This is a genomic window from Hyphomicrobium sp. B1 (genome assembly GCF_049532635.1).
In the GTDB taxonomy this organism is placed as follows: Bacteria; Pseudomonadota; Alphaproteobacteria; order Rhizobiales; family Hyphomicrobiaceae; genus Hyphomicrobium_B.
Map to the genome: position 1 here is coordinate 124,028 of NZ_CP134871.1, position 19,676 is coordinate 143,703.

Below are 19,676 nucleotides of genomic sequence, written 5' to 3' on the forward strand. Positions count from 1 at the left end.
ATGGGAGAGATGACGTCAGACTTGGCGTTTACGAGAACTCGTTGCTTCAAACGAACTCGAGACAAGCAACGCCGTTGCGTCTTTTTCGCCGGGATTGAAAAAGGTGTGCGCAGCATCGCCGTTGAAAAGGGCGGCATCACCGCTCGAAAGACGCATTGGCGTCTCTTCGCCGACCGTAATTTCTAATTGACCGGCGATCATCACCAGCGTTTTTTTGCTGCCCGACGGCGACGTCCGGCACGTCTCGATGTAACGCGGTGCGATAGTCACCTCATAGATCTCCACGCTCTGAGGCTCGCCCCATGGAAAAAGCGCGCGGCTGATAAATCCGCCTTCGCTCGACGCCACGATGGTTGCGCGATCATGCGGAATGACGATCGTGTCTTTGACGCCTGGGCTCGAAATCAGCCCGGAAACCGAAACGTTCAAAGCTTCCGCAATGCGCCCCAATAGGTTGATGGTCGGCGCACTTTTGCCTGTCTCAATCTGCCCGAGCATCGCCCGGCTGACGCCAGAAACGGAGGCAAGCTGCTCCAGAGACAACCCTTGCCGGCGACGAAGATGACGGAGATTTTCGCCGACGATCATCGACAGCTTAATCGATGCACCCGCGATCGAGTGGAGCTGCGGACTGTCTTCTTTTCTTGCCATCGCAATCGCCATCGGCCTACTCGCAGTCGAGTGATCCTCTGCGAATACAGATAGCCGAGCTACGATACCGTCAGAACGAAGAAGAAATGCTGAGCTTATGCGGCGCCTTCAATAACGGCCGCCCGAAAAATGACAGTGCTTCTTATAAAATTGCGAGAAGAAGGACACTCGATGGTCCTCCTTCTCGCGAGAGTCTGACGGGAGGGTCAGAAAATCGTACGTATCTTAACCCTGGCGCCCCAAGATCAGAAGTTGATCTTCGCGCCTGCAATGACCTGCTGCATGGCCGAAAGCTCCGTGGGTGCCGTGTTAGGCACATTGCCGACAGTGACGTCGCCATCGACATGCTGATAGACAAGGTACATCGTCATCTCGGCAGCTTCGAAGTTCTGAGCCGCGCCCAGCGCCCAGAAATTGATGTTGGCATTCTGCGTCTGAAGTGTGCCCGAACCGTTTACGTTTGAACCAGCTTCATCGCGCCGATATTCACCGAAGAAATTCGTCTTACCGAACGAATTCCATTTGTTTTCGATACCGCCCTGCACGAACCATGTGAGATCGTTATCATCGACAAGGTTCTTGATCCCCGGCGCAACGAGATTGGCACGGGTATCGTTATTCTGATCGCCGTAACCACTGTAAACGTAGAGACCTGTCGGGACGTGCTGAATTAGACCGGCGACACCCCACCATTCGCAGTTCATGCCATTGTAGGGTGACGACGAAGAGCCCTGGCACGGCGTCGAAGCACCGTCAGTCGAGTTTCCGTAACCCGCGCGAGCCGTATATCTAAAATCACCCGCCTCTCCGACATAAGATACAAGCATGTCCCAGACATCGTCCTCGCCCCACGAGGTGGCAAAGGTGAAGCCTCCAAACGTCGGCGTTTCATAGCGCACAACATTACGACGGCCGCTATCGCCTGGTGTCGAGTTGTTGAAACCGCGCAGTGCATCCGACCAGCGCAATTGCGTTGTGCTCGTAGGCGACGCCTTGATGAAATTGCCGGCCTTATCACGCAGGAAAAAGTTCTGCATGTAGTCCGGCGCGCCTTCCGCATCGTAGAAGTTTCGCGTCATCGTCGTGTCGGCATCGTCGAGTAAGTGATAGGTCGCCGTGCTTTCCTGTCCGACGGACACTTTGCCGAAGGTTTTGCTCTTCAGGTACCAGCTGCTTTTGCGAACAAGAAGACTGTTGGCACCCGTCGAACCGTCCGGACTGTTTTGATCGAACTTCGAGCTATTGCCGCCCCAAACGCCGATTTCGAGCAAATAGCCGGCCGAAAGATCCGGAGTGACCCGTGCTTCGCCGACGAACCTGAAGCGCGACTGCTCAACCGGGTTGGTTCCAACGTAGGCGTTGCTTTCGTGACCGTCGTCCCACCAGATGACATTCTCGTTGACCCAGCCGGAAACCGTCAGGCTAACTTTGCGATTGCCCTTCCGCGCCGTCGTCGCTTCGAGTTCGGCGACGCGCTCTTCAAGATCCGCGCAGCAATCTCCCCCGAGATCCGCAGCAGCGGCGGGCATCGCCCAGCCGCCAATCAAAAGAACGGCAGCCCCATATTGCCACCCCCGCCTTTTTCCCCACACTCGCTTCATGCCGTCAGACCCCATAAGATTGGCAGAATTTGCCTCTGCCTACCGCTTTGTTTTCAATAACTTTCTTTGTGAACGTCGGGCCGTGTCAATTGCTCAACGCGTCCATTACACTTTTCTGTCATAGCGGAGTGGCTATCTTGCCACCTATGATATCAGAGTCGGGGCCATACTCGGCCCGCCCCGCCGCGCGCAGCACGGCAGCAGCTCCGCCAAGGTCCCGAACATTGACCGAGCTCCCTTCGCGCCTCCGAAAACCGTAAGGCCGTCTCGCTAGCAAATGCTTTGTCTGGAAGCGCGACTGCAGCAGGCTGAGAGCTGCAAGGCGCTCCGATGATCGACGAAATTCCGCGGCCTTTCGCAGCCGTTCAAGCAGTGTCAAAGCCTCTGGCCATGGGCCAAACCCGGCGTCGGCATTGATATGGCCCGCAGCACCGAGATTGAGGTAATCGGCTCCCCAAAAACGCGACCAACGCTCAGCCGCCTCTGCCGACATCCACGGATCGTTACTGCTCGCAACGACGATCGTTGGAAAGGCCAGCCGCTTTGCCGGAAGAAAATCGGCGACGCCAAAGTGTTCGGGGTCGGCCGGTGCAACGAGCAGCACACCGCTGATTCGTTCCGCGTGATCGCTGGCGGCTTGTACGGCGGCAAGGACGCCGAACGAGTGGGCAGCGACGAAGATCGATCCCTGAGCCCGGACGATCTCACGTCTGATCCGGGCCGACCATTCCGGCAGATGCGGATCGTTCCAATTGCGTTGTGTGACGCGGACGCTGCCGGCGACGCGATGCTGAAGCCAAGTCTGCCAATGCGTCGGCCCGCTAGAATGGAGGCCAGGTACGATGAGGGTCGTGGACATGAAAGTCATCCTCGAATGCAGAGCCGTAAGCGGCTCTTGAATTTATGGGTTTGTTCGTCAGGAAGGCTGGCGCCGAAGACATTCGACATTTCTGGAAGCCCTCCAGGCAACAGCTCTCGCGCTTATGCATTCGCATCGACTCGGTTCTCTCTTCTGATGATCCTTCGCGCGCCGCCCAGTCCCACGCCCATTGGCAAAAATTGCAATGAGAACATCAGAATTGGCGCGGCGCACGGCTTTAAATTGAAGGCTTCAGCTTTTATTTCCGGGCGTATAGATCTGATCGAAGATGCCGCCGTCAGCAAAGTGCTTAGCCTGCGCCTTCGCCCAACCGCCAAAAACATCGTCGACGGTGAAAGCCTTCACAGGCGCAAACTGGCTTGCGTATTTAGCAGCGACTTTTTCGTCACGCGGACGATAGAAGCTCTTCGCTGCGATCTCCTGCGCCGGTTCGCTGTAGAGATGCTCGAGATAGGCGTGCGCGACCTCACGCGTACCGTGCTTGTCGACGACCTTATCGACGACGGCAACGTTCGGTTCAGCGAGGATGGACACCGAAGGCGTTACGATCTCAAACTTGTCAGGACCAAGTTCTTTGAGCGAAAGATACGCTTCGTTTTCCCAGGCAATCAGCACATCGCCGATGCCGCGCTCGACGAATGTCGTCGTCGATCCACGTGCGCCTGAATCGAGAACCTTGGTGTTCTTGTAGATCTTGCCAACGAAATCCTTCGCCGTTTGCTCGTTGCCCCCCGGCTGCTTCAGCGCATACCCCCACGCCGCGAGATAATTCCATCGCGCGCCGCCCGACGTCTTCGGATTGGGGGTGACGACCTCGACGCCGTCCTTAGCAAGATCCGGCCAGTCCTTGATGCCCTTCGGATTGCCCTTACGGACAAGGAACACGATTGTTGACGTATAAGGCGCCGAATTGTTCGGGAACTGCTTGATCCAGTCGGCTTTGACCAGATCGCCGTTCTTATGCAGGGCGTCGATGTCTGCGGCCAGAGCCAGCGTTACAACGTCGGCATCAAGACCATCGATGACCGCCCGCGCCTGCTTGCCGGAGCCGCCATGCGATTGCTTGATCGTGACGGTGTCGCCGGTCTTGGCTTTCCACCACGATGCGAATTCCTTGTTGTAGGCCTGATAAAGCTCGCGCGTCGGATCGTACGAGACGTTGAGCAGCGTGATGTCTTTGGCTGCAGCGAGACCGGAAAATCCGGCGAGCCCCAGGCCCAGCGCCGCGCCGATGGCGGTTCGGCGGGTCAAAGTATGGATTGACATAAGGAACCTCTCAAGGTGTGCGTTAACCTGAGAGCGAACCTATTGGGCGACATGTCCTCCGCGAACGAAGAAGAACTGCTGAGCTTATGAGAGGCCGCGCGCCGCGAAACACGCACACCTCGAATCGACCGCAGACTAAAATAACAACCTAGACAAGGGCGCCCGAGAAGATTTTCATCCTCCGGACAGCCCCTTGCATCGCGCTATTGCTTTCGCGGCTCCACGCTATCTGCGGTCATTGTGTAGCCGGCATCCGCGAGCCCAGTCGAAGCGAGACTCGTGCTGATTTTTCCCGTCACGGTCACCGGATCGAATTGTCCGCCGACTTCGAATCCCTTGTCCGTTTTCACGTAGATGATCTGGTTGGCCGGCGGCGGCGGCACGTGAATGCACGCGCCGACGAACGGCACCAGCAGAAATTCCTTCACCGTCGTCGCGTCGAAATCGAGCGGCACGACATACCCCCCGATGGAAACAGTCTGGCCGTTAAGCGCCTGGTTGATCGCCGGAGGCTTGTCATCGCCCGGCTGATGCCGCTTCACCGACATGAAGCGTCCTTCCGGCAACGGCGGCGGGGGCGGCCCGGCATCCGACAACGGCACCGAACCGCCGAAGAATGTCTTGGACTTCATCACGGTATTGGCGGCTGGCATGGTCTTCGGAATGAGGTCCGCCCATTTCAGTTGCCGCGGAGCTTCGGCCGCAGCGCTCGACGCCATTCCGGCAAGAAGCGCGAGCGGCAAAAACGCCCTCGATACCGACACGAATAACGACGTCATGTTCTCCTCCAATCGAGGCTTCATCTCAAATTCTAACCATCATGCCGTCGGCGAGCGACAGCCTGTAGGCACGCAACGCGGGTAGCAGTCCGGCCAGGAAACCGGCCACGACGATCGCGCCGAGCTTCAACCACTCATCAGGGCGTGGGGGGTCGATAGGAAGGCTCAGACCATACGTGTGATCGATGTAAGGCCGCGCCAGATAAAGTCCCGCATAAAGCCCCACGGTCCCGATGACCACCCCCGCGAGCGTCAACAGCCCACCTTCGACCGCGAGAAGCCCCAGCACCGTCGCTGGCGTCGCTCCCACGGATCGCAGAATGGCCATTTCGCGCCGTCGCTCGTTAAGCGTCGTCAGGATCATCGTCACCATGCCGAGCAGCGCCGTCGCGACCACCATCGCCGAGACCACCGACAGCGCCGTCTCCGCCGTTCCGATCAGTCCCCAAAGCTCCTGCAAAGCAACGCCCGGCATGATCGCGGACAACGGCTCTTCCTCATAGTTGTTGATCCGCCGCTGCACCTTGAACGTCGCGAGTTTGGATTTCAGACCCACCAGCGCCGCCGTGATGGCCCGCGGAGTCAAATCCATCTTGCGCACTTGATCTGCCGATATGCTCTGCCCCGGCACCGGCGCGCCGTTCTGCCAGTCGATGTGGATCGCCTCGATCGCTTCGAGACTGACATGCACTGTGCGATCAATCGGCGTTCCAGTCTTCGCCAGAATGCCCGAGACGCGAAACGGCTTGTCTTCGTGCTCGATGAACGAGATCGAGCCGACACCGTGCGCCACGACGATCTTATCACCGACCTTGTAGCCAAGTTGCTCGGCCACATCCGAACCGATCACGGCGTCGAACAAATCCTTGAACGGACCGCCCGCAGCGAACTGCATCGTCTGCCCGTGGCGGAATTTGTAATGCGTGAAATAATCCTGGTTGGTGCCGAGCACGCGGAAGCCATGATGGCTGTCCCCCAGCGACAGCGGCACGATCCAGGAAACTTCTGGCATCTTAGCGATGTCCTGATAGCTCTTCCACGTCACGTTGTTGGTGGCGTTACCGATGCGAAAGACCGAGTAAAGCAGCAGGTTCAAGCTGCCGCTTCGCGCGCCGACGATGAGATCCGTGCCGGAAATGGTATCGGCGAAGCTCTCGCGCGCACCCGTCCGTACCTTCTCGACACCGAGCAGAAGCATGACGCTCATCGCAATGGCGAGTACCGTCAATAAAGCCGTCACCCAGCGATTGAGCAGCGATTGAAAAGCAAGTCGCGCAATCATCATGACCGGCCACCGCGCTGCGATTGAGCGATATCCTGTAGGCGGACGACCCGGTCGAAATGCGCAGCTAGTCCTTCATCGTGACTGACCATGATTACGCTGGCGTCCACCTCCCTGCTTTGCGCAAAGAGTAGTTTCAGAAATGCGCCTTCCGTGTTTCGGTCAAGAGCCGACGTCGGCTCGTCGGCCACGATGATTTGCGGTGCGCCTATCAATGCGCGTGCCGCGGCCACACGCTGCTGCTGACCGACGCTCAAGCTAGCGGCCTTGCTCGACGCGATCACGGTTTCATCAAGGCCCAGCGCCAGCAAAAGGCGTTTCGCAACATCTTGCAAAGGCCCCTCACGCAACGCATTCTCACGGCGCAACTTCGAAAAGCGGAGCGGCAAAAGCACGTTGTCGATCAGCGATCCATAGGGAAGCAGATTGAACATCTGAAAAATAATGCCGAAGTGGTCGACGCGGAACCGGTCGCGCGCAGCGCCGCCGAGTACCGCCATGTCCTCGCCGCTGACTTCGATCCTGCCACTATCCGGTACGACGATACCGGCAAGCAGACTGAGAAACGTGCTCTTCCCGCTGCCCGACGGCCCGAGCAGCAGAAGCTTCTCGCCGCGGCGAAGTTTGAAGCGATTGATCGTCAGCGTGAACGGAGACGGTCCCGGCCACGAATACCTGACATCAGCGAATGAAACCGCATCGAGAGGGCTCTTGCCCTCTCTCGCAGCCGCCGGTGAAGCCACCATCAGCTCGTGCATCACTTACATCACGCCGGTGAGATCGAGCGTCGGCTTTTCGCGCGTCATCTGCGCCTGCGTCTGCCCTTTCGGCGTCGTGACGTTGACATTCAGCAGCTGACCGCCGGCAAAGTCGGTGAAGTATGCTGTTTCCATGCCCGTGACGCTTTCCGGCGCCTCGCACGTGATGGTGTAAGTCGCATGGAATTCCGAATGCTGCGGCTCGCCCGGCTTGTCGTCGTCATCATCCTTTTCGCCCGGGTGATGTGTTTCCTTGCGGCTTTCGACATTCGCCGTGTCGGTCTTGCACTTCGCAGCGGACGGCAGCTTGAAAACATTCAGCACGTCTGCGAGCTGCGCCTTGGCTTTCTCGACCTTCGCCTTCTGCTCATCCGTAGTAGCGACGTGCTCGAACCCGACAATGTCCATGCCGGGGGCAACAAGCTCCATCTCGATCTTGTTGCCTTCGATGGCGATATCGAGCGTACCCTGACCGTGCACATGCGGTCCGAGCTGGCGATGCTCGGCCTGGTCCGCGAGAACGGGCAGCGACACGAGAATGGCCAAGGACGCGATTGTCGATCTGGCTGTTGAAGCGGTGATCATGAAAATCCTCCAACGGGTGATAAGTTGCGGCATGCCGCGCATGCGCCGCGCTAGCCGGCATGAACCGAGGCTCTGGTGCCATCGTGCCTGACCGGCAATTGAATCAAAAAAAGAAAACAGTTCGCGACGCGCTCGCGCGCCGCGCAGCGTCGGCTATCAGCCGCGTGCGATGGGCGGCGGTCCCCGTGCTCGCACTTCAGTCAGCCGTGGGAGGCTGACCGTCTGCGGTTCGTCGGCTTGGAGCCGAACACCATGCGCAACCGCCGGCAGCGGCATGTCGAATGAAACCGGCGTGAGCGACGTCGCCGCTATTGCCGTCGCCCAACACAGAATGCAACCGTCGTGATCATTCTGGTGAGGCGCGCAAGGGCGGTCATTTGACGGGCGGCACATGCCCGCCGTCATCGCTCGGGATTCGATGCCCGCGCCGCGCGAAATGTGATGATGAAAGTCGGCAACAGCCATCTGCACGCCGAACGCGAAAAGCGTCAGCCAAAGCAGTCTCAGGCGGAGTCGCGCGCTGATCATCAATCCCCAAACATCTTGGCCGGCGCAGAGTTCGACCGATCTTGTGTCACAATCGTGGCGTTCGCCGACGGCGACATCCCGACAACCCCGTGCCAAGATGGATAACGCTCAGAATAAGTCCAAAGCGCAAGTGGGAACCATTGAGACAATTGGGCATTTTCATTTGACGGCAGGGTCTGGCGAACCATGACGATAAGAAGCGGATTGTGAACAATAATTTATTGCAGAGGTTCTTCAGACCTCATCTCGCTCGAATGCTGCCGCACTTCCTCTTCCCAAGAGCGCCTTCCCGCCTGCTCGCTTACGCGCTTTGCCTCGGTATCCTTCTGCCGTCGCTGACGTTCGCCGCCTACCTGCTGACCCAGCTCCATGCACGCGAATTGAGCATTCTGCATCAGTCCGCTCAAAGCCGGGCGTTGCTGACGGCATCCTATTTCGATGAACGCATGGCAAGCCTCGTTTCGAGCCTTAAGGAACTCGCCAGCCCTCCGGCAGAAGCTTCAGAAAGCGTTTACGACCACTTGAAATCGGAACTTGGCCGTAACGGCATTCTCGTCTTCAATCGCGCAGCCAATCTCGATCTGCTATCTCCAACCAGCGGCGCCGATGCCGCCATCGCCGCGCTCGACGCGCCCGCGCGCAGCGCAGCTGCCGCCGCCTTAGCGACCCTTGCGCCCCAGATCACACCGTACGGCATGGCAGCGAAGGGCGGAGTGAACATCTGGATCGCATCCACCGATAAAGCCGCGCCTCCTGTCGTGCTCCAAGCGCGCATTCCCTCGGCCTATCTCACCGCAACATTGAAGAATTTCGTCTCGGACGGTCCGTGGTCGATTTCCATCGTCGGCGGCGATGGCCAAGTTTACGCCGAGGCCAACGGCAAGCCCCTCAAGGCGTCCTATTCCGAGGCGGCAGACGCCCCCTCCCTCGTCGAAGCGTTCGCCGATACGTCGCAATTCGGCTGGAAAATTGCGGCCGGCGTTCCATCCCGATCCATAGAACTTCACACCCGGCGCAACTGGATGACCTTCGTGGCGATTTCTTCTTTGCTCGCCATTGCTTCGTTTACCGGAGCGACACTGTTAACACGGAGCGTAATAGAAGAATCGAACTCGGATTTGGCCCAAGCTCCCCGCATGCCATCGTCAATTGATCGCCCGTCAAAAACGAGATCTGGCCTGATGTCCATCCCAGCGGCCGATGATCGCGCGCGCGCGGCATTGAAAGCCGGCAACGTCGGCGTTTGGGAATGGGACCTCCGGTCAGGCGCGATCCACTGGGACGCCGAAATCGCTCGGATATTCGGTCACGCGGTAAATGGCGATCAGCTCGCCCATCGCCTGCTGCGACTTGTCGAACCGAGTGACCGCCGCCCCCTGCTCAGCGCAATCTCGGCCGCTCTTGCGAACATGACGCCGCTCGCCGTCGAGGTCCGCGTACGACGTCTGGACGGTCAAGGCCGCTGGATCGCCCTCCGCGGCGCCGCAACGAAAATTGCGCGCGGAAAGATCTCTGTGTTGTCTGGAGTTGCATATGACGTTACGGACCTGAAGGTCAGCCTTACGCGTACAGACGCGCTGCTTCGCGAAGTTTCCCACCGCTCGAAAAACCTTCTGGCGCTGATCCTGGCCATGGCCCGTCTGACGGCGCGCGATGCCGTCGACGTCAAATCGCATTTGAAAGACTTCACATTGCGGGTCGCCGGTCTTTCTGCATCGCAAGATCTGATTGTCGCCTCCGACTGGCAATGTGTCGATCTCGCAACTCTGGCCTCAGCCGAAATCGGCGCCGTCGCACGAACCGACGCTGATCGCATCAGTGTCTCCGGGCCGCCGGTGTCATTGACTCCGGAAGCTGCACAGTCATTCGGCATGGTCCTGACGGAACTTGCACTCAATGCGGTCGAGCACGGCGCGCTTTCATCCGCAAAGGGGGAAGTCCATCTGTCGTGGACCTTTCCAGACGCCGAAACCATCGAGATCATCTGGCACGAAACCGGAGGTCCGCCATTTCCCGTAGACGGACCAACAGGTTACGGCCGATCCGTCGTGGAAAGATTCTCGACCCAAGGCCTGAAACTATCGGTCCATGCCGCCGCCGGCATCGACGGCTTCAAGTGGACTTTGACAGGCCCGCTGGCAAACGTCGGAGCGCGCGGCGGTCGCGAAGCTGAACCCTCCGTCTGAAACGGCGTCCGCCACGGACCGAAGTTAAGCAAAAAGACACAGTCGTACGTTGCGGGCGTCACACATGTGGAACCTTCTTCGGTTCGCCACGTTTCCGGAATCACAGACGCTGCCCCGCCCCATTTCGGTGGAATCGTAATCCGGCATCGTCTGTACTGCGGGGAAAACGATGAACGTCCTGATCACCGAAGATGAACCGATACTGGCCGATGAACTCGAAACCATCGTCAAGGATCTCGGCCACGAGGTCGTTGGCATTGCGGGATCATCGCGCGGCGCACTGAAGCTTGCTGAAACGTCGTTGTGCGATCTCGCTCTGGTCGACCTCCACCTCAGCGATGGAGCGACGGGGACGACCGTGGCACGTCACCTAAGTGAAGCACGGCACGCTACCGTCATCTTCACGACGTCCAATCCCGGCCGCGTTCCTGAAGACTTCTCTGCGGCCTGCGGAGTGCTCGTAAAGCCGCTTTCCGAGCAGGCCGTGAAGTCGGCGATTTCTTTCGTCGCGGATTGCATCAAGACGGGCCACTCGGCGCGACCGAAGCCCCGTTCGCTACATCTTTCCCCGGCCTACGCAGCCCGCTGGAAAGTCGCCTGCTGACTTGGCGCACGCGGCACACGTTTGTGAAACATTTTTCCTCGATCACGACCGTCGCCTACGCTGACGGCGGACGCTCTTCGTGCTGCAGCGGTGTCAGTTGCTCGGGATCGGAGAGAACGAGATCGGTCAGTGTAACGATGACACGCGTTCCGGGCTTGTCTGTTCCTGGACGCATGGTTTCATATGAAATCGTTCCGGAAAACTGTCGCGTCAGCAACGCAGCGATTTTGGTTCCGAGCCCTTCGGAGTGTTGCACCGCTCCGTCATGATCTGTGGTGGATGAAACTACGGCGCTGCCGCCAACACCAATGCCATCATCCTCAACGACGAGTTCCGCGCCGCTCTCGCCCTTCCGTTTTAAGAGAACGTTGACGCACCCGGACCCGCTCTCACCGAAAGCATGCTTGAAGGAATTCACTACGAACTCCTGCGTCAGCACGCACAGTGACGTCGCAACCTGAGCCGACGCAAGCAATGGCGGCACGTCGACCAGCAGCACAATACGGTCCTCTCCCGCAGCTTCAACAACATCATCGAGCACGGCCTGGATCAGCGTATCGATTCGCACAAGCTCCAGATCGTTGACGACGTTGATACGCCGCTGCGCGCTGGCGATGGCATGGATGCGGTCACGCGCGCCCATCAGCGTCTTCAGAGATTTTGGGTCCGTCGTATGCCGAATATGCAAATTGATGAAGCCGACGACCAGCGCCAGTGTGTTGCCGATCCGATGCGTAACGTCACGCAGCAGTGCTTCAGCACGCTCCCGCTCCGCTTCGGCCCGGTCGCGCTCGATGGCCAGTTCTTCCGTACGCGACCTTACGCGCTGTTCGAGAGACCTATTCGCCGACGTCAAGGTCAGCGCCGTAAGCTCAAGAGCCGCCACCCGCTGACGCTCGCGGATCATAGCGACAAGAGCTAGCGCCGCGCACGCCAGAAGCGTGGCCAGCATCGCGCCGAGAAGCCATGAACTTTGTCGACGGAATTGCTTGAGTTCCCTGCGATAGAGCATCTGCTCTTGCTGCTTTGCGGCTGCTATCTGGCTTCGCAACCGCTCCATGATTTTGCCGCCGAACTCATCGGCGCCAAACGGGCGAGGCGACACATCACCGCCCTTACCCGCAGCGGCCATGTTCTTATCGAGAACCTCAAGCCGCTCTTTGATCGTCTGGTGTATCGACTCGATCACCGCGATCTGCCCAACGTTACCGGCGACCAGACGGACCAGGTTATTATGGATGAGCGAGACAGCGCCCTTCGCCGATTGATAGGGCTTCAGATAGCTTTCGTCCTTCGTCAGCAGATAGCCAAGCTGCCCGTTTTCGAGATCTTGCGTAGCGCTGAGCCACTTGGTCAGTTCCTGCTGGACGAGCTGTGTATGTGTAACCTCGTCGGCGGACTTGACCATCCACTGCCATGCGACGATCGCCGTCATCCCTGACAACACGGCGATCACTATCCAGATGAGCAGCGTTCGAGTCGCGTTCCAGGTAGGAAACAACGAGACGTTCCGAAATATGTTGAAACCAACCATAACGAGTGCAGCATATCCAGGACTTCTCCTGGAATGCTACGACATCCACACCTTTCCCCCGCGAGACCTAATCTTTTTAAGTTATCATGATTTGCGCGCGCCCGCCCACCGGCACACTACAGCTTCGGTAAACGCGGCTGAATCGGCATCCCACATGCTACACCAATTCCGCGCCATAGCAGACCTCTCAGACTTGTAATCCGCGTCGGTGGCTTTTTGGGGAACTGCCTGCAGGACGGCGCGTTTGATCCATGTGACCGCGTCCCACACTCCCTCCCACTCCCCCCGTGGCCCAGGGGCGCGGCCCTTCCGATGAGAGTTCGCGACCGCTTTCCCCCGAGCGGCGCGAACTCTACATCTTTGGTCCATTCCAACCCATCGCGAGCCCTAGATTTACGGCCGTCGTACCGTGGACTGCCCGCAAAGTCGCCGGAACTGCGAGCTTGGCATGCACGTTAGATCGCTATTCGGGATATCAGATTAAACCGATCGGAGATCTGGATGGGAAATCTTCTGCACTACGCGATCGTATTCCTGATCGTCGCGCTTGTCGCCGCCGCTTTCGGATTTGGCGGCGTGGCCGGTACGGCGATGGAAGGCGCACGCATGATCTTCTGGGTGGCGATCGTTCTGTTTGTCGTGTCGCTCATTGCCAACTTCGTCCGCCGGGTTTGATCAAAAAGTCGTCAGGCCGATTGAAAAGATTCGCTCATGGACTGGAACCGCGTCCAAGGAAATTGGAAACAGTTCACCGGCAAAGCCAAGGAGCAATGGGCAAGCTGACAGATGACCTGTCGCCTGCCTAGCAATAATGTCCCTGCACTGATTTTCTGCGGCCGAGCGTGTTCGGCCGCTTTTTTGATCTCCCGTAGAAAGGCCAAGTGCCCGCGAAAATCGGAACAAAAACGAAGAGCGAAAGATTGACCAGATAGGAACTTCGGGAGAGCGAAATGAAAAAAACAAATATCTATCGCACCATGCTCGTCGCTGGACTGGCAATCGCTCCGGTCGCGGCGACGACATCGGCATCGGCTCTGTCATTCGTGGCGACGCAGGGCGGAGGCGAACAAAGCACCGCGAGCGTCATCGGACTTCCGGTTGAGAATAACGCCGGCGACAAGCTTGGCGACATCAACTATCTCATCCTCGACAATACCGGAAAGATCAGCACGGCCGTTATCGGCGTCGGCGGCTTCCTCGGTGTCGGTGAAAAGAACGTCGGCATTCCCTACAACGAACTGTCATTCACCGAGACGAACGGCCGCCGTATCGCCACCGTCGACGCGACTAAGGAAACGCTGACGAATGCTCCGAGCTATACGTGGACTGAAAAGTCGGCGATGGAAAAAATTGGAGATCACACCAAAAATTCCGTTTCGGGCTCGGAGACGAACAACTCGTCGAAATAATCCAAGCCTCGCTTTTCAGGCGCGAACACGAAATCGGGCGCGGAACAATTCTTTGTCTGCGCCCGAAAGATCTAAAGCCTGAAGTCGCTATATCAGGCCGCGCGCTGTCCAGCCTTTTTCGATTTCAAGCCGAAGAACAGCGACTGGCTGATCATCGCCTTGACGACGGCAGGCTCGAAAGGTTTCGTAATCAGGAACACGGGCTCAGGCTTGGTGCCGGTCAGCAGGCGTTCCGGGAACGCTGTGATGAAGATCACCGGCACACTGATGGTTTCGAGAATTTCGTTGACCGCTTCGAGGCCTGAACTGCCATCGGCAAGGTGGATATCAGCAAGCACCAACGAGGGCGCTTTCCTCGCAACCTCTTCGACCGCCTCCTGATGCGTACGGGCGACGCCCTGAACGCGATGGCCGATATCGACCACCAGCGCTTCGAGATCCATGGCGATCAGCGGCTCGTCCTCGATGATGAGAACGTCCGCCGAAAGCTGCTCTGCAATTTCGGCGCCGGCCATTTGCAGCAGTTCTGTCACATGCGCGGGCGTCACGTCGAGAACCTGCGCAGCCTCGGCGGTTGAAAAGCCTTCGACCGAGACCAGCAGGAATGCCTGCCGCGGCAGCGGCGTGATCGACTCAAGACGGCGCTCCGGCAGCGGCTTGTCGTGCGAGACTTCTTCCGCCGTATGATTGACGGCGAGCGAATTCCAGACCTTCGTGAAAGCCCGATAGAGCGCCACACGCGGTGCAATCGACTTATCGAATGCGTCGGAATCGGCAATCAGTGCTTCCAGAACGGCCGCTACATAGTTATCGCCTGAAGCCTGGCTGCCGGTCAGCGAACGGGCATATCGGCGGAGATAGGGAAGGTGGGGAGCAATAGATTCGGCAATCGACATTGTTCACCTCGTAAGCTCGTAATTGGCAAGAAGACAACGGCGCGTTCGGCACGCGATCATCTTTCGTTCAGTCGTTTCGTCCGTCCAACTCACCCTCGACTGACAGCCCGAGTGATGCCGACGAATTCTCCATTCGGATTGAAATTCTCACCGTCTTCGAAACCAAGAGCCTTGTTCAGCGCGACACGTGCGCGATTGACCCGGCTCTTGACCGTTCCGACCGCCGCATTGGTGATCTCTGCGGCTTCCTCATACGAAAAGCCCTCGGCTCCGACCAGCAGCAGCACTTCCTTCTGATCATCGCTCAGACTGCCGAAAGCCTTCTTGAAATCGACGAGGTCCATATGGACCTGCTGCTCCGGCATCACCGACATACGTTCCGCCAGCGCCCCATCGGCATCCTCCACCTCGCGGCGGCGCTTGCGAAGCTCTGAGAAATAGGTGTTGCGCAAAATGGTGAAAAGCCAGGCTTTGAGGTTCGATCCGCGCTCGAAACCTTCCAAGTTCGACCATGCTTTAACGAGCGTGTCCTGCACGAGATCATCCGCGCGCGTCGGATCCCCGCACAGGGAATTCGCGAACGCGCGAAGATTCGGCACTGCACTGATCAACAGAGCCTGCAGGTCGTCGTCGGTCTTGGTCACGACTGGCCTCCTTGCCCTTGATCCTCCCGCTGCTTCAATTTCTGCAACAGCGCCACAAACCGATCAGGAACCGGCTCATTGATGAGTTCGATATAAGCCTCCCGCAACCGCTGGCCAATCTGGCCCTGCAGCTCGACCGGTAAAGGTGCCTGCATTGTGACTGAATCCCCCCGCTTGGGGTCACTGCCAGTGCCCATCGTACAAAGACCTTATTGACGGATTCCGTGGTAACTTTCGCTCGTACTCCGGGTTCCCGACGAACCTTCCAGACCTAAATGCATGACGATCCGAAAAGTTCCGCCCCCGCGGTAACCTATTGAATTGCGCGAATTCCGAGGTGCGCAGCTTCACCGGAAAATATAGCCCGACACGACCGCGAAACGGTAGCCTATCTATCGATAAAGTGAAAAAAGGATCCCGTTGCAAAGCCGCGGCGGCTCCCCCCATTTTGCAGCGCTTCTCCGTCGGAATTCTCCAGTTTGAAAAGCGGCGCGTCCGGAGACGCAAGAACGCGCGAATAATGAAACTCGTGCCCCATCAGGATATCGCCCGGAGCCCCCAAAGGGCACGGCGCGACGAGTTCCGCTCGTCGATACCCGAGGTTCATTTTTCGCACTGCAAAAGATGTTTCCAACCCCAAAAGGCCGAGCATCTCGTGCCGCTCGCCGTCAGCATCTATCAATCCCGCGCCGAGCACCATGTACCCACCACACTCTCCATGAACGGGACGTGACTGGGCAAATTCGAAAATCGCTGCCTTAAACCGCCGGGCACTCGCGATCGCCCCCGCGTGCAGCTCCGGATACCCGCCGGGTAGCCAGACCACGTCGGCACTCGCGTCGGGCGCTTCGTCCGCGAGCGGTGAAAAGGGCAGGATCTCGGCACCTGCGGACCGCCAGCCCGCCAGCACGTGCGGATAAACAAATGAGAAGGCCGCATCGCGGGCGAGTGCAATTCGTTGTCCAGGCGGCGGCACCGGCCTTGGCTCACCCGCTTCCATACGTCCGCGAAATGCGCAGCCCATGATCTTATCGAGATCGACATGTGCTTCGATGAAATCCGCCAGCGCATCGAGACGGCTGTCCAGTTCCGCCGTCTCCTCGGCCTGGACAAGACCCAGGTGCCGCTGGGGCAGCACGACACCCGTTTCGCGCGGCAGTGCACCTGCGACCGGCAATCCGACGCGTTCGAGCGCGTCCGTCGCAAAGCGAATGTGGCGCGGGCTGCCTGCCCTATTCAAAATCACTGCCGCGATTGTCACGCCATCGCGATAGCCCTGAAATCCTCGCGCCACCGCAGCAGCAGTCTGCGATTGGCCCGAGATATCGAGGACGAGCACGACAGGCCATCCCGTGGCGGCAGCGATATCGGCACTGGCGCCGTTGCCCCAAAGACCCGGCCGCGACACCCCATCGAACAGCCCCATCAACGCCTCGCAAACGACGATATCGGCGCCTTGCGACGCATCCGATAGGATGTACGCGGCATGATCCGGCCGCATTGCCCAGCTATCGACATTGTACGACGACCGCCCTGCTGCGACGGCATGAAAAGCTGGGTCGATGTAATCCGGCCCGCACTTGAACGGCTGCACCCGCAGCCCGCGCCGCTGCAAAGCCCGCAGCAGGCCGAGCGTCACCGTCGTCTTGCCGGAGCCCGAACGCGGCGCCGCGATCATAATGCCGGGCGGCAGCGTCCGAGCTTCGCTCATGACACCCCGCCTCGGAACCGACGCCGATAATCGACGCTGTAAAGTGCGCTCTCGCGAAAATCGTCCCGCCCCAACGCGTCGCCGACCAGGATCAACGCCGTGCGCTCCGGACCTGCTTCGGCTGTCTTAGCCGCAATCGTCCCAAGCGTGCCGCGAATAACCTGCTCGTCCGGCCACGTCGCGCGATAGACGACGGCCGCCGGACAATCGGGGCCGTAGAAGGGCAGCAAACGGCGCACGACATCCGCAATCGCATGAATGGAAAGATGTACCGCCAGCGTCGCGCGCGTTGCGGCAAAAGCTTCGAGCTGCTCCGTTTCCGGCATCGACGACGCCCGCCCCGACGTGCGCGTCAACACAACGGATTGCGCCACTTCAGGTAACGTCAGCTCCCGACCAAGCACCGACGCAGCAGCCGCAAACGACGGCACGCCGGGGGTAATCGTATAGGAGATCCCGAGTTGGTCGAGCCGCCGCAACTGCTCGCCGAGTGCACTCCAGATCGAGAGATCGCCCGAATGCAGTCGCGCGACGTCCTTGCCTTCGCGCGTCGCCAACTCGATACGCGCCATGATTTCGTCGAGCGTCATCGGAGCCGTATCGACGATCTCGGCGCCGGGCGGGCAATGCGTCAGCAGCGCTTGAGGCACAAGCGATCCGGCGTAAAGGCAGACCGGACATTTTGCGATGAGATCGCGCCCACGAACGGTGATGAGATCGGCGGCTCCCGGACCCGCACCGATGAAATGCACGGTCATGTCCCCTGCTCCCGTTCGTCCGCCGATTGCGCCGCCGCAATCGTGACATGACCGACTGTCCGCCGCGGCGCGATCAACCGCGATCCAGGCCCAGCACCGGCGAGGGCCGCCGCTTCCGCGATCGAGGCAACGCCGAACAGCGAAAGCGATCGCTCGGAGCGCGTCAGACAGTCCCCATTTCGTGCGCGCATGCTGTCAATCGTAACGGCACGATAGGCAAGCGACGCCTGTTGCGCCGCCTCCCGCACATGAGAGGCAAAAGCCGCTGCCTCAGACGTTGCAACTACGTCAGCGCCTCCCGCGCGCTGCCGCGCATCATTCAAAGCCGCTGCAAAGTCTCGCTGCTCCGCACGGCTATTGGCACCGATGCCGATCGCGATCATGAGGCACCTGCAGGCTTTTGCGCCACCCACTGCATGATCGGCAATGCCGGACGCCACGTCGTGCGCGATCCGACCGGCTCGGCGCGTTCAACGCTCAAGCGCGTCAACGTTCCACCATGGCCATGATAGGCAGCGAGCAGGCCAAGCTCGGATTCAATCGTGACGGCATTTGCGACGATCCTCCCGCCCGGCTTCAGCGCCGCCCAGCACGCTTCGATAACCGCGCCTCCCGCCGTGCCGCAGCCAATGAAAATGGCATCCGGCTCCGCCAATTCTCGAAGCGCATCCGGTGCCGCTCCAATCTCGATCCCAAGATGCGGTACACCCAGCGCGACCGCGTTGCGCATAGCCCGTGCCGCGCGCGCTTCATCACGCTCGATGCCGATCGCCCGGTTCGACGGATGTGCGAGCATCCACTCGATCCCGATCGAACCGCTTCCTGCGCCGACGTCCCACAGCAATTCGCCCGCTCCAGGTCTCAGCGACGACAGCGTAACCGAGCGGACTTCACGTTTCGTCAACTGTCCGTCATTCTCGAAATAGCTGTCAGGCAACCCGCTCGTGAAGGGGATCGCCTGCGCATCCGGCCCGGCGACCACGTTGATGCCGATGATGTTCAAAGGATCGACGCTCGTAAAATCAAAAGTATCGGCGGTCGCCCGTCGGATGCGCTCGCGGCTGCCGCCAAGCGCCTCCATCACGATCATCTCGCTGTGTCCAAACCCAGCCGTCGTCAGCAATGCCGCGACTTCGCCTGCTGTAGTGCTATTCAGCGCCAACGCGAGAATGCGGCGCCCATGATGCACATGGCGACGGACGAGAGGCGTGTACCCAGGCATATTGAGACCGAGCGTTGTCACCTCTTGCAGCGGCCAGCCGAGCCGCGCTGCCGCAATTGAAAAGCTCGACGGCGACGGCACCACCAGCATCTCATCAAGCGGAATGGACCGCGCGAGCGTCGCGCCAGCACCAAACCAGAACGGATCGCCGGAAACGAGCACCACAACCGGCGAACCGCGCCGCGCCAGGATCGTCGTGGCAGTAGCTTCGAGCGGTTTTTCCCATTCCGCTTTTTCGCCGCGCGTGTCGCCAATCAAATCAAGATGTCGACGCCCGCCGATGATAAGATCAGCTCCATCGACGAGGCGAAGCGCCGCCGCGCTCAACCCCGAACGCCCGTCTTCGCCGATTCCGATGATGGACAACCAGCGTCCGCTCATG

Annotated in this window: 21 protein-coding genes and 1 pseudogene; 5 read left to right on the plus strand and 17 right to left on the minus strand. The window is 59.4% G+C overall.

The window, feature by feature from the left end; genetic code table 11:
* Positions 1-15 precede the first annotated feature (15 nt).
* The 9 genes from RLW55_RS00590 to RLW55_RS00630 all read right to left on the minus strand — a co-directional run bounded on the left by RLW55_RS00590 (position 16) and on the right by RLW55_RS00630 (position 8,330).
* Entirely contained in the window at positions 16-651 is a 636-nt protein-coding gene (locus RLW55_RS00590) for a helix-turn-helix domain-containing protein (RefSeq protein WP_423415304.1), read from the minus strand.
* 245 nt (positions 652-896) lie between these two features.
* Positions 897-2,180: a porin gene (locus RLW55_RS00595; RefSeq protein WP_423415305.1), complete on the minus strand. Its 1,284-nt coding sequence runs from the start codon at positions 2,178-2,180 to the stop codon at positions 897-899.
* A 190-nt stretch (positions 2,181-2,370) separates the two neighbouring features.
* Positions 2,371-3,111 carry an RBBP9/YdeN family alpha/beta hydrolase gene (locus RLW55_RS00600; protein ID WP_409562318.1) on the minus strand — a complete coding sequence of 247 codons (741 nt, stop codon included), beginning with the start codon at positions 3,109-3,111 and terminating at the stop codon, positions 2,371-2,373.
* A 252-nt stretch (positions 3,112-3,363) separates the two neighbouring features.
* Positions 3,364-4,398: a sulfate ABC transporter substrate-binding protein gene (locus RLW55_RS00605; RefSeq protein WP_423415306.1), complete on the minus strand. Its 1,035-nt coding sequence runs from the start codon at positions 4,396-4,398 to the stop codon at positions 3,364-3,366.
* A 203-nt stretch (positions 4,399-4,601) separates the two neighbouring features.
* A complete protein-coding gene (locus tag RLW55_RS00610) occupies positions 4,602-5,177 on the minus strand; it encodes a DUF3299 domain-containing protein (RefSeq protein ID WP_423415307.1) in 576 nt (191 codons plus the stop codon).
* Positions 5,178-5,202: 25 nt separating this feature from the next.
* Positions 5,203-6,462 carry an ABC transporter permease gene (locus RLW55_RS00615; RefSeq protein ID WP_409562315.1) on the minus strand — a complete coding sequence of 420 codons (1,260 nt, stop codon included), beginning with the start codon at positions 6,460-6,462 and terminating at the stop codon, positions 5,203-5,205.
* Entirely contained in the window at positions 6,459-7,217 is a 759-nt protein-coding gene (locus tag RLW55_RS00620) for an ABC transporter ATP-binding protein (protein WP_409563228.1), read from the minus strand. Before RLW55_RS00620 ends, RLW55_RS00615 begins: the two co-directional genes overlap by 4 nt.
* A 3-nt stretch (positions 7,218-7,220) precedes the next feature.
* Entirely contained in the window at positions 7,221-7,802 is a 582-nt protein-coding gene (locus tag RLW55_RS00625; protein ID WP_409562314.1) for a DUF2796 domain-containing protein, read from the minus strand.
* 156 nt (positions 7,803-7,958) lie between these two features.
* Positions 7,959-8,330, minus strand: coding sequence for a hypothetical protein (locus RLW55_RS00630; protein WP_423415308.1), 372 nt, complete (start codon positions 8,328-8,330; stop codon positions 7,959-7,961).
* A 206-nt stretch (positions 8,331-8,536) separates the two neighbouring features.
* Here RLW55_RS00630 and RLW55_RS00635 point away from each other — a divergent pair, with 206 nt between their 5' ends.
* Positions 8,537-10,516, plus strand: coding sequence for a sensor histidine kinase (locus RLW55_RS00635; protein WP_423415309.1), 1,980 nt, complete (start codon positions 8,537-8,539; stop codon positions 10,514-10,516).
* Positions 10,517-10,685: 169 nt separating this feature from the next.
* Positions 10,686-11,120 (plus strand): response regulator, encoded by a 435-nt coding sequence (locus RLW55_RS00640; RefSeq protein WP_409562312.1) that lies wholly within the window; start codon positions 10,686-10,688, stop codon positions 11,118-11,120.
* 55 nt (positions 11,121-11,175) lie between these two features.
* Here RLW55_RS00640 and RLW55_RS00645 read toward each other — a convergent pair whose 3' ends face one another.
* Entirely contained in the window at positions 11,176-12,555 is a 1,380-nt protein-coding gene (locus tag RLW55_RS00645; protein WP_423415310.1) for a CHASE3 domain-containing protein, read from the minus strand.
* Positions 12,556-13,155: 600 nt separating this feature from the next.
* Between RLW55_RS00645 and RLW55_RS00650 the strand changes: the two genes are divergently transcribed.
* The 3 genes and pseudogenes from RLW55_RS00650 (at position 13,156) to RLW55_RS00660 (ending at position 14,063) form a co-directional block, all read left to right on the plus strand.
* Positions 13,156-13,329 (plus strand): DUF1328 domain-containing protein, encoded by a 174-nt coding sequence (locus RLW55_RS00650; RefSeq protein WP_013946346.1) that lies wholly within the window; start codon positions 13,156-13,158, stop codon positions 13,327-13,329.
* 36 nt (positions 13,330-13,365) lie between these two features.
* Positions 13,366-13,445: pseudogene (locus tag RLW55_RS00655) on the plus strand (CsbD family protein); the annotation flags it as partial.
* Between the two features lie 159 nt (positions 13,446-13,604).
* A complete protein-coding gene (locus RLW55_RS00660; RefSeq protein ID WP_423415311.1) occupies positions 13,605-14,063 on the plus strand; it encodes a PRC-barrel domain-containing protein in 459 nt (152 codons plus the stop codon).
* A 92-nt stretch (positions 14,064-14,155) separates the two neighbouring features.
* On the opposite strand, the gene RLW55_RS00665 is transcribed toward RLW55_RS00660, so the two are convergent.
* The 7 genes from RLW55_RS00665 to cbiE all read right to left on the minus strand — a co-directional run bounded on the left by RLW55_RS00665 (position 14,156) and on the right by cbiE (position 19,675).
* Positions 14,156-14,959, minus strand: a complete 804-nt coding sequence (locus tag RLW55_RS00665; protein ID WP_409562309.1) for a response regulator — start codon at positions 14,957-14,959, stop codon at positions 14,156-14,158.
* 89 nt (positions 14,960-15,048) lie between these two features.
* A complete protein-coding gene (locus RLW55_RS00670) occupies positions 15,049-15,603 on the minus strand; it encodes a sigma-70 family RNA polymerase sigma factor (RefSeq protein ID WP_013946342.1) in 555 nt (184 codons plus the stop codon).
* Positions 15,600-15,758, minus strand: coding sequence for a NepR family anti-sigma factor (locus RLW55_RS00675; RefSeq protein WP_244420968.1), 159 nt, complete (start codon positions 15,756-15,758; stop codon positions 15,600-15,602). Before RLW55_RS00675 ends, RLW55_RS00670 begins: the two co-directional genes overlap by 4 nt.
* Before the next feature lie 233 nt (positions 15,759-15,991).
* Entirely contained in the window at positions 15,992-17,314 is a 1,323-nt protein-coding gene (locus tag RLW55_RS00680; protein WP_423415312.1) for a cobyrinate a,c-diamide synthase, read from the minus strand.
* Positions 17,311-18,072: a precorrin-4 C(11)-methyltransferase gene (gene cobM / locus RLW55_RS00685; RefSeq protein WP_423415313.1), complete on the minus strand. Its 762-nt coding sequence runs from the start codon at positions 18,070-18,072 to the stop codon at positions 17,311-17,313. Before cobM ends, RLW55_RS00680 begins: the two co-directional genes overlap by 4 nt.
* Positions 18,069-18,455 carry a cobalamin biosynthesis protein gene (locus RLW55_RS00690; protein WP_409562306.1) on the minus strand — a complete coding sequence of 129 codons (387 nt, stop codon included), beginning with the start codon at positions 18,453-18,455 and terminating at the stop codon, positions 18,069-18,071. Before RLW55_RS00690 ends, cobM begins: the two co-directional genes overlap by 4 nt.
* Positions 18,452-19,675 carry a precorrin-6y C5,15-methyltransferase (decarboxylating) subunit CbiE gene (cbiE, locus tag RLW55_RS00695; protein WP_423415314.1) on the minus strand — a complete coding sequence of 408 codons (1,224 nt, stop codon included), beginning with the start codon at positions 19,673-19,675 and terminating at the stop codon, positions 18,452-18,454. Before cbiE ends, RLW55_RS00690 begins: the two co-directional genes overlap by 4 nt.
* Position 19,676: the final 1 nt, after the last annotated feature.

What these genes read in the sequence shown, in the direction of transcription:
- RLW55_RS00590 (WP_423415304.1), bottom strand. Translation starts at nt 651, where the DNA reads ATGGCAAGAAAAGAAGACAGTCCGCAGCTCCACTCGATCGCGGGTGCA.
- RLW55_RS00595 (WP_423415305.1), bottom strand. Translation starts at nt 2,180, where the DNA reads ATGCCCGCCGCTGCTGCGGATCTCGGGGGAGATTGCTGCGCGGATCTT.
- RLW55_RS00600 (WP_409562318.1), bottom strand. Translation starts at nt 3,111, where the DNA reads ATGTCCACGACCCTCATCGTACCTGGCCTCCATTCTAGCGGGCCGACG.
- RLW55_RS00605 (WP_423415306.1), bottom strand. Translation starts at nt 4,398, where the DNA reads ATGTCAATCCATACTTTGACCCGCCGAACCGCCATCGGCGCGGCGCTG.
- RLW55_RS00610 (WP_423415307.1), bottom strand. Translation starts at nt 5,177, where the DNA reads ATGACGTCGTTATTCGTGTCGGTATCGAGGGCGTTTTTGCCGCTCGCG.
- RLW55_RS00615 (WP_409562315.1), bottom strand. Translation starts at nt 6,462, where the DNA reads ATGATGATTGCGCGACTTGCTTTTCAATCGCTGCTCAATCGCTGGGTG.
- RLW55_RS00620 (WP_409563228.1), bottom strand. Translation starts at nt 7,217, where the DNA reads ATGCACGAGCTGATGGTGGCTTCACCGGCGGCTGCGAGAGAGGGCAAG.
- RLW55_RS00625 (WP_409562314.1), bottom strand. Translation starts at nt 7,802, where the DNA reads ATGATCACCGCTTCAACAGCCAGATCGACAATCGCGTCCTTGGCCATT.
- RLW55_RS00630 (WP_423415308.1), bottom strand. Translation starts at nt 8,330, where the DNA reads ATGATCAGCGCGCGACTCCGCCTGAGACTGCTTTGGCTGACGCTTTTC.
- RLW55_RS00640 (WP_409562312.1), top strand. Translation starts at nt 10,686, where the DNA reads ATGAACGTCCTGATCACCGAAGATGAACCGATACTGGCCGATGAACTC.
- RLW55_RS00645 (WP_423415310.1), bottom strand. Translation starts at nt 12,555, where the DNA reads ATGACGGCGATCGTCGCATGGCAGTGGATGGTCAAGTCCGCCGACGAG.
- RLW55_RS00650 (WP_013946346.1), top strand. Translation starts at nt 13,156, where the DNA reads ATGGGAAATCTTCTGCACTACGCGATCGTATTCCTGATCGTCGCGCTT.
- RLW55_RS00660 (WP_423415311.1), top strand. Translation starts at nt 13,605, where the DNA reads ATGAAAAAAACAAATATCTATCGCACCATGCTCGTCGCTGGACTGGCA.
- RLW55_RS00665 (WP_409562309.1), bottom strand. Translation starts at nt 14,959, where the DNA reads ATGTCGATTGCCGAATCTATTGCTCCCCACCTTCCCTATCTCCGCCGA.
- RLW55_RS00675 (WP_244420968.1), bottom strand. Translation starts at nt 15,758, where the DNA reads ATGCAGGCACCTTTACCGGTCGAGCTGCAGGGCCAGATTGGCCAGCGG.
- RLW55_RS00680 (WP_423415312.1), bottom strand. Translation starts at nt 17,314, where the DNA reads ATGAGCGAAGCTCGGACGCTGCCGCCCGGCATTATGATCGCGGCGCCG.
- cobM (WP_423415313.1), bottom strand. Translation starts at nt 18,072, where the DNA reads ATGACCGTGCATTTCATCGGTGCGGGTCCGGGAGCCGCCGATCTCATC.
- RLW55_RS00690 (WP_409562306.1), bottom strand. Translation starts at nt 18,455, where the DNA reads ATGATCGCGATCGGCATCGGTGCCAATAGCCGTGCGGAGCAGCGAGAC.
- cbiE (WP_423415314.1), bottom strand. Translation starts at nt 19,675, where the DNA reads ATGAGCGGACGCTGGTTGTCCATCATCGGAATCGGCGAAGACGGGCGT.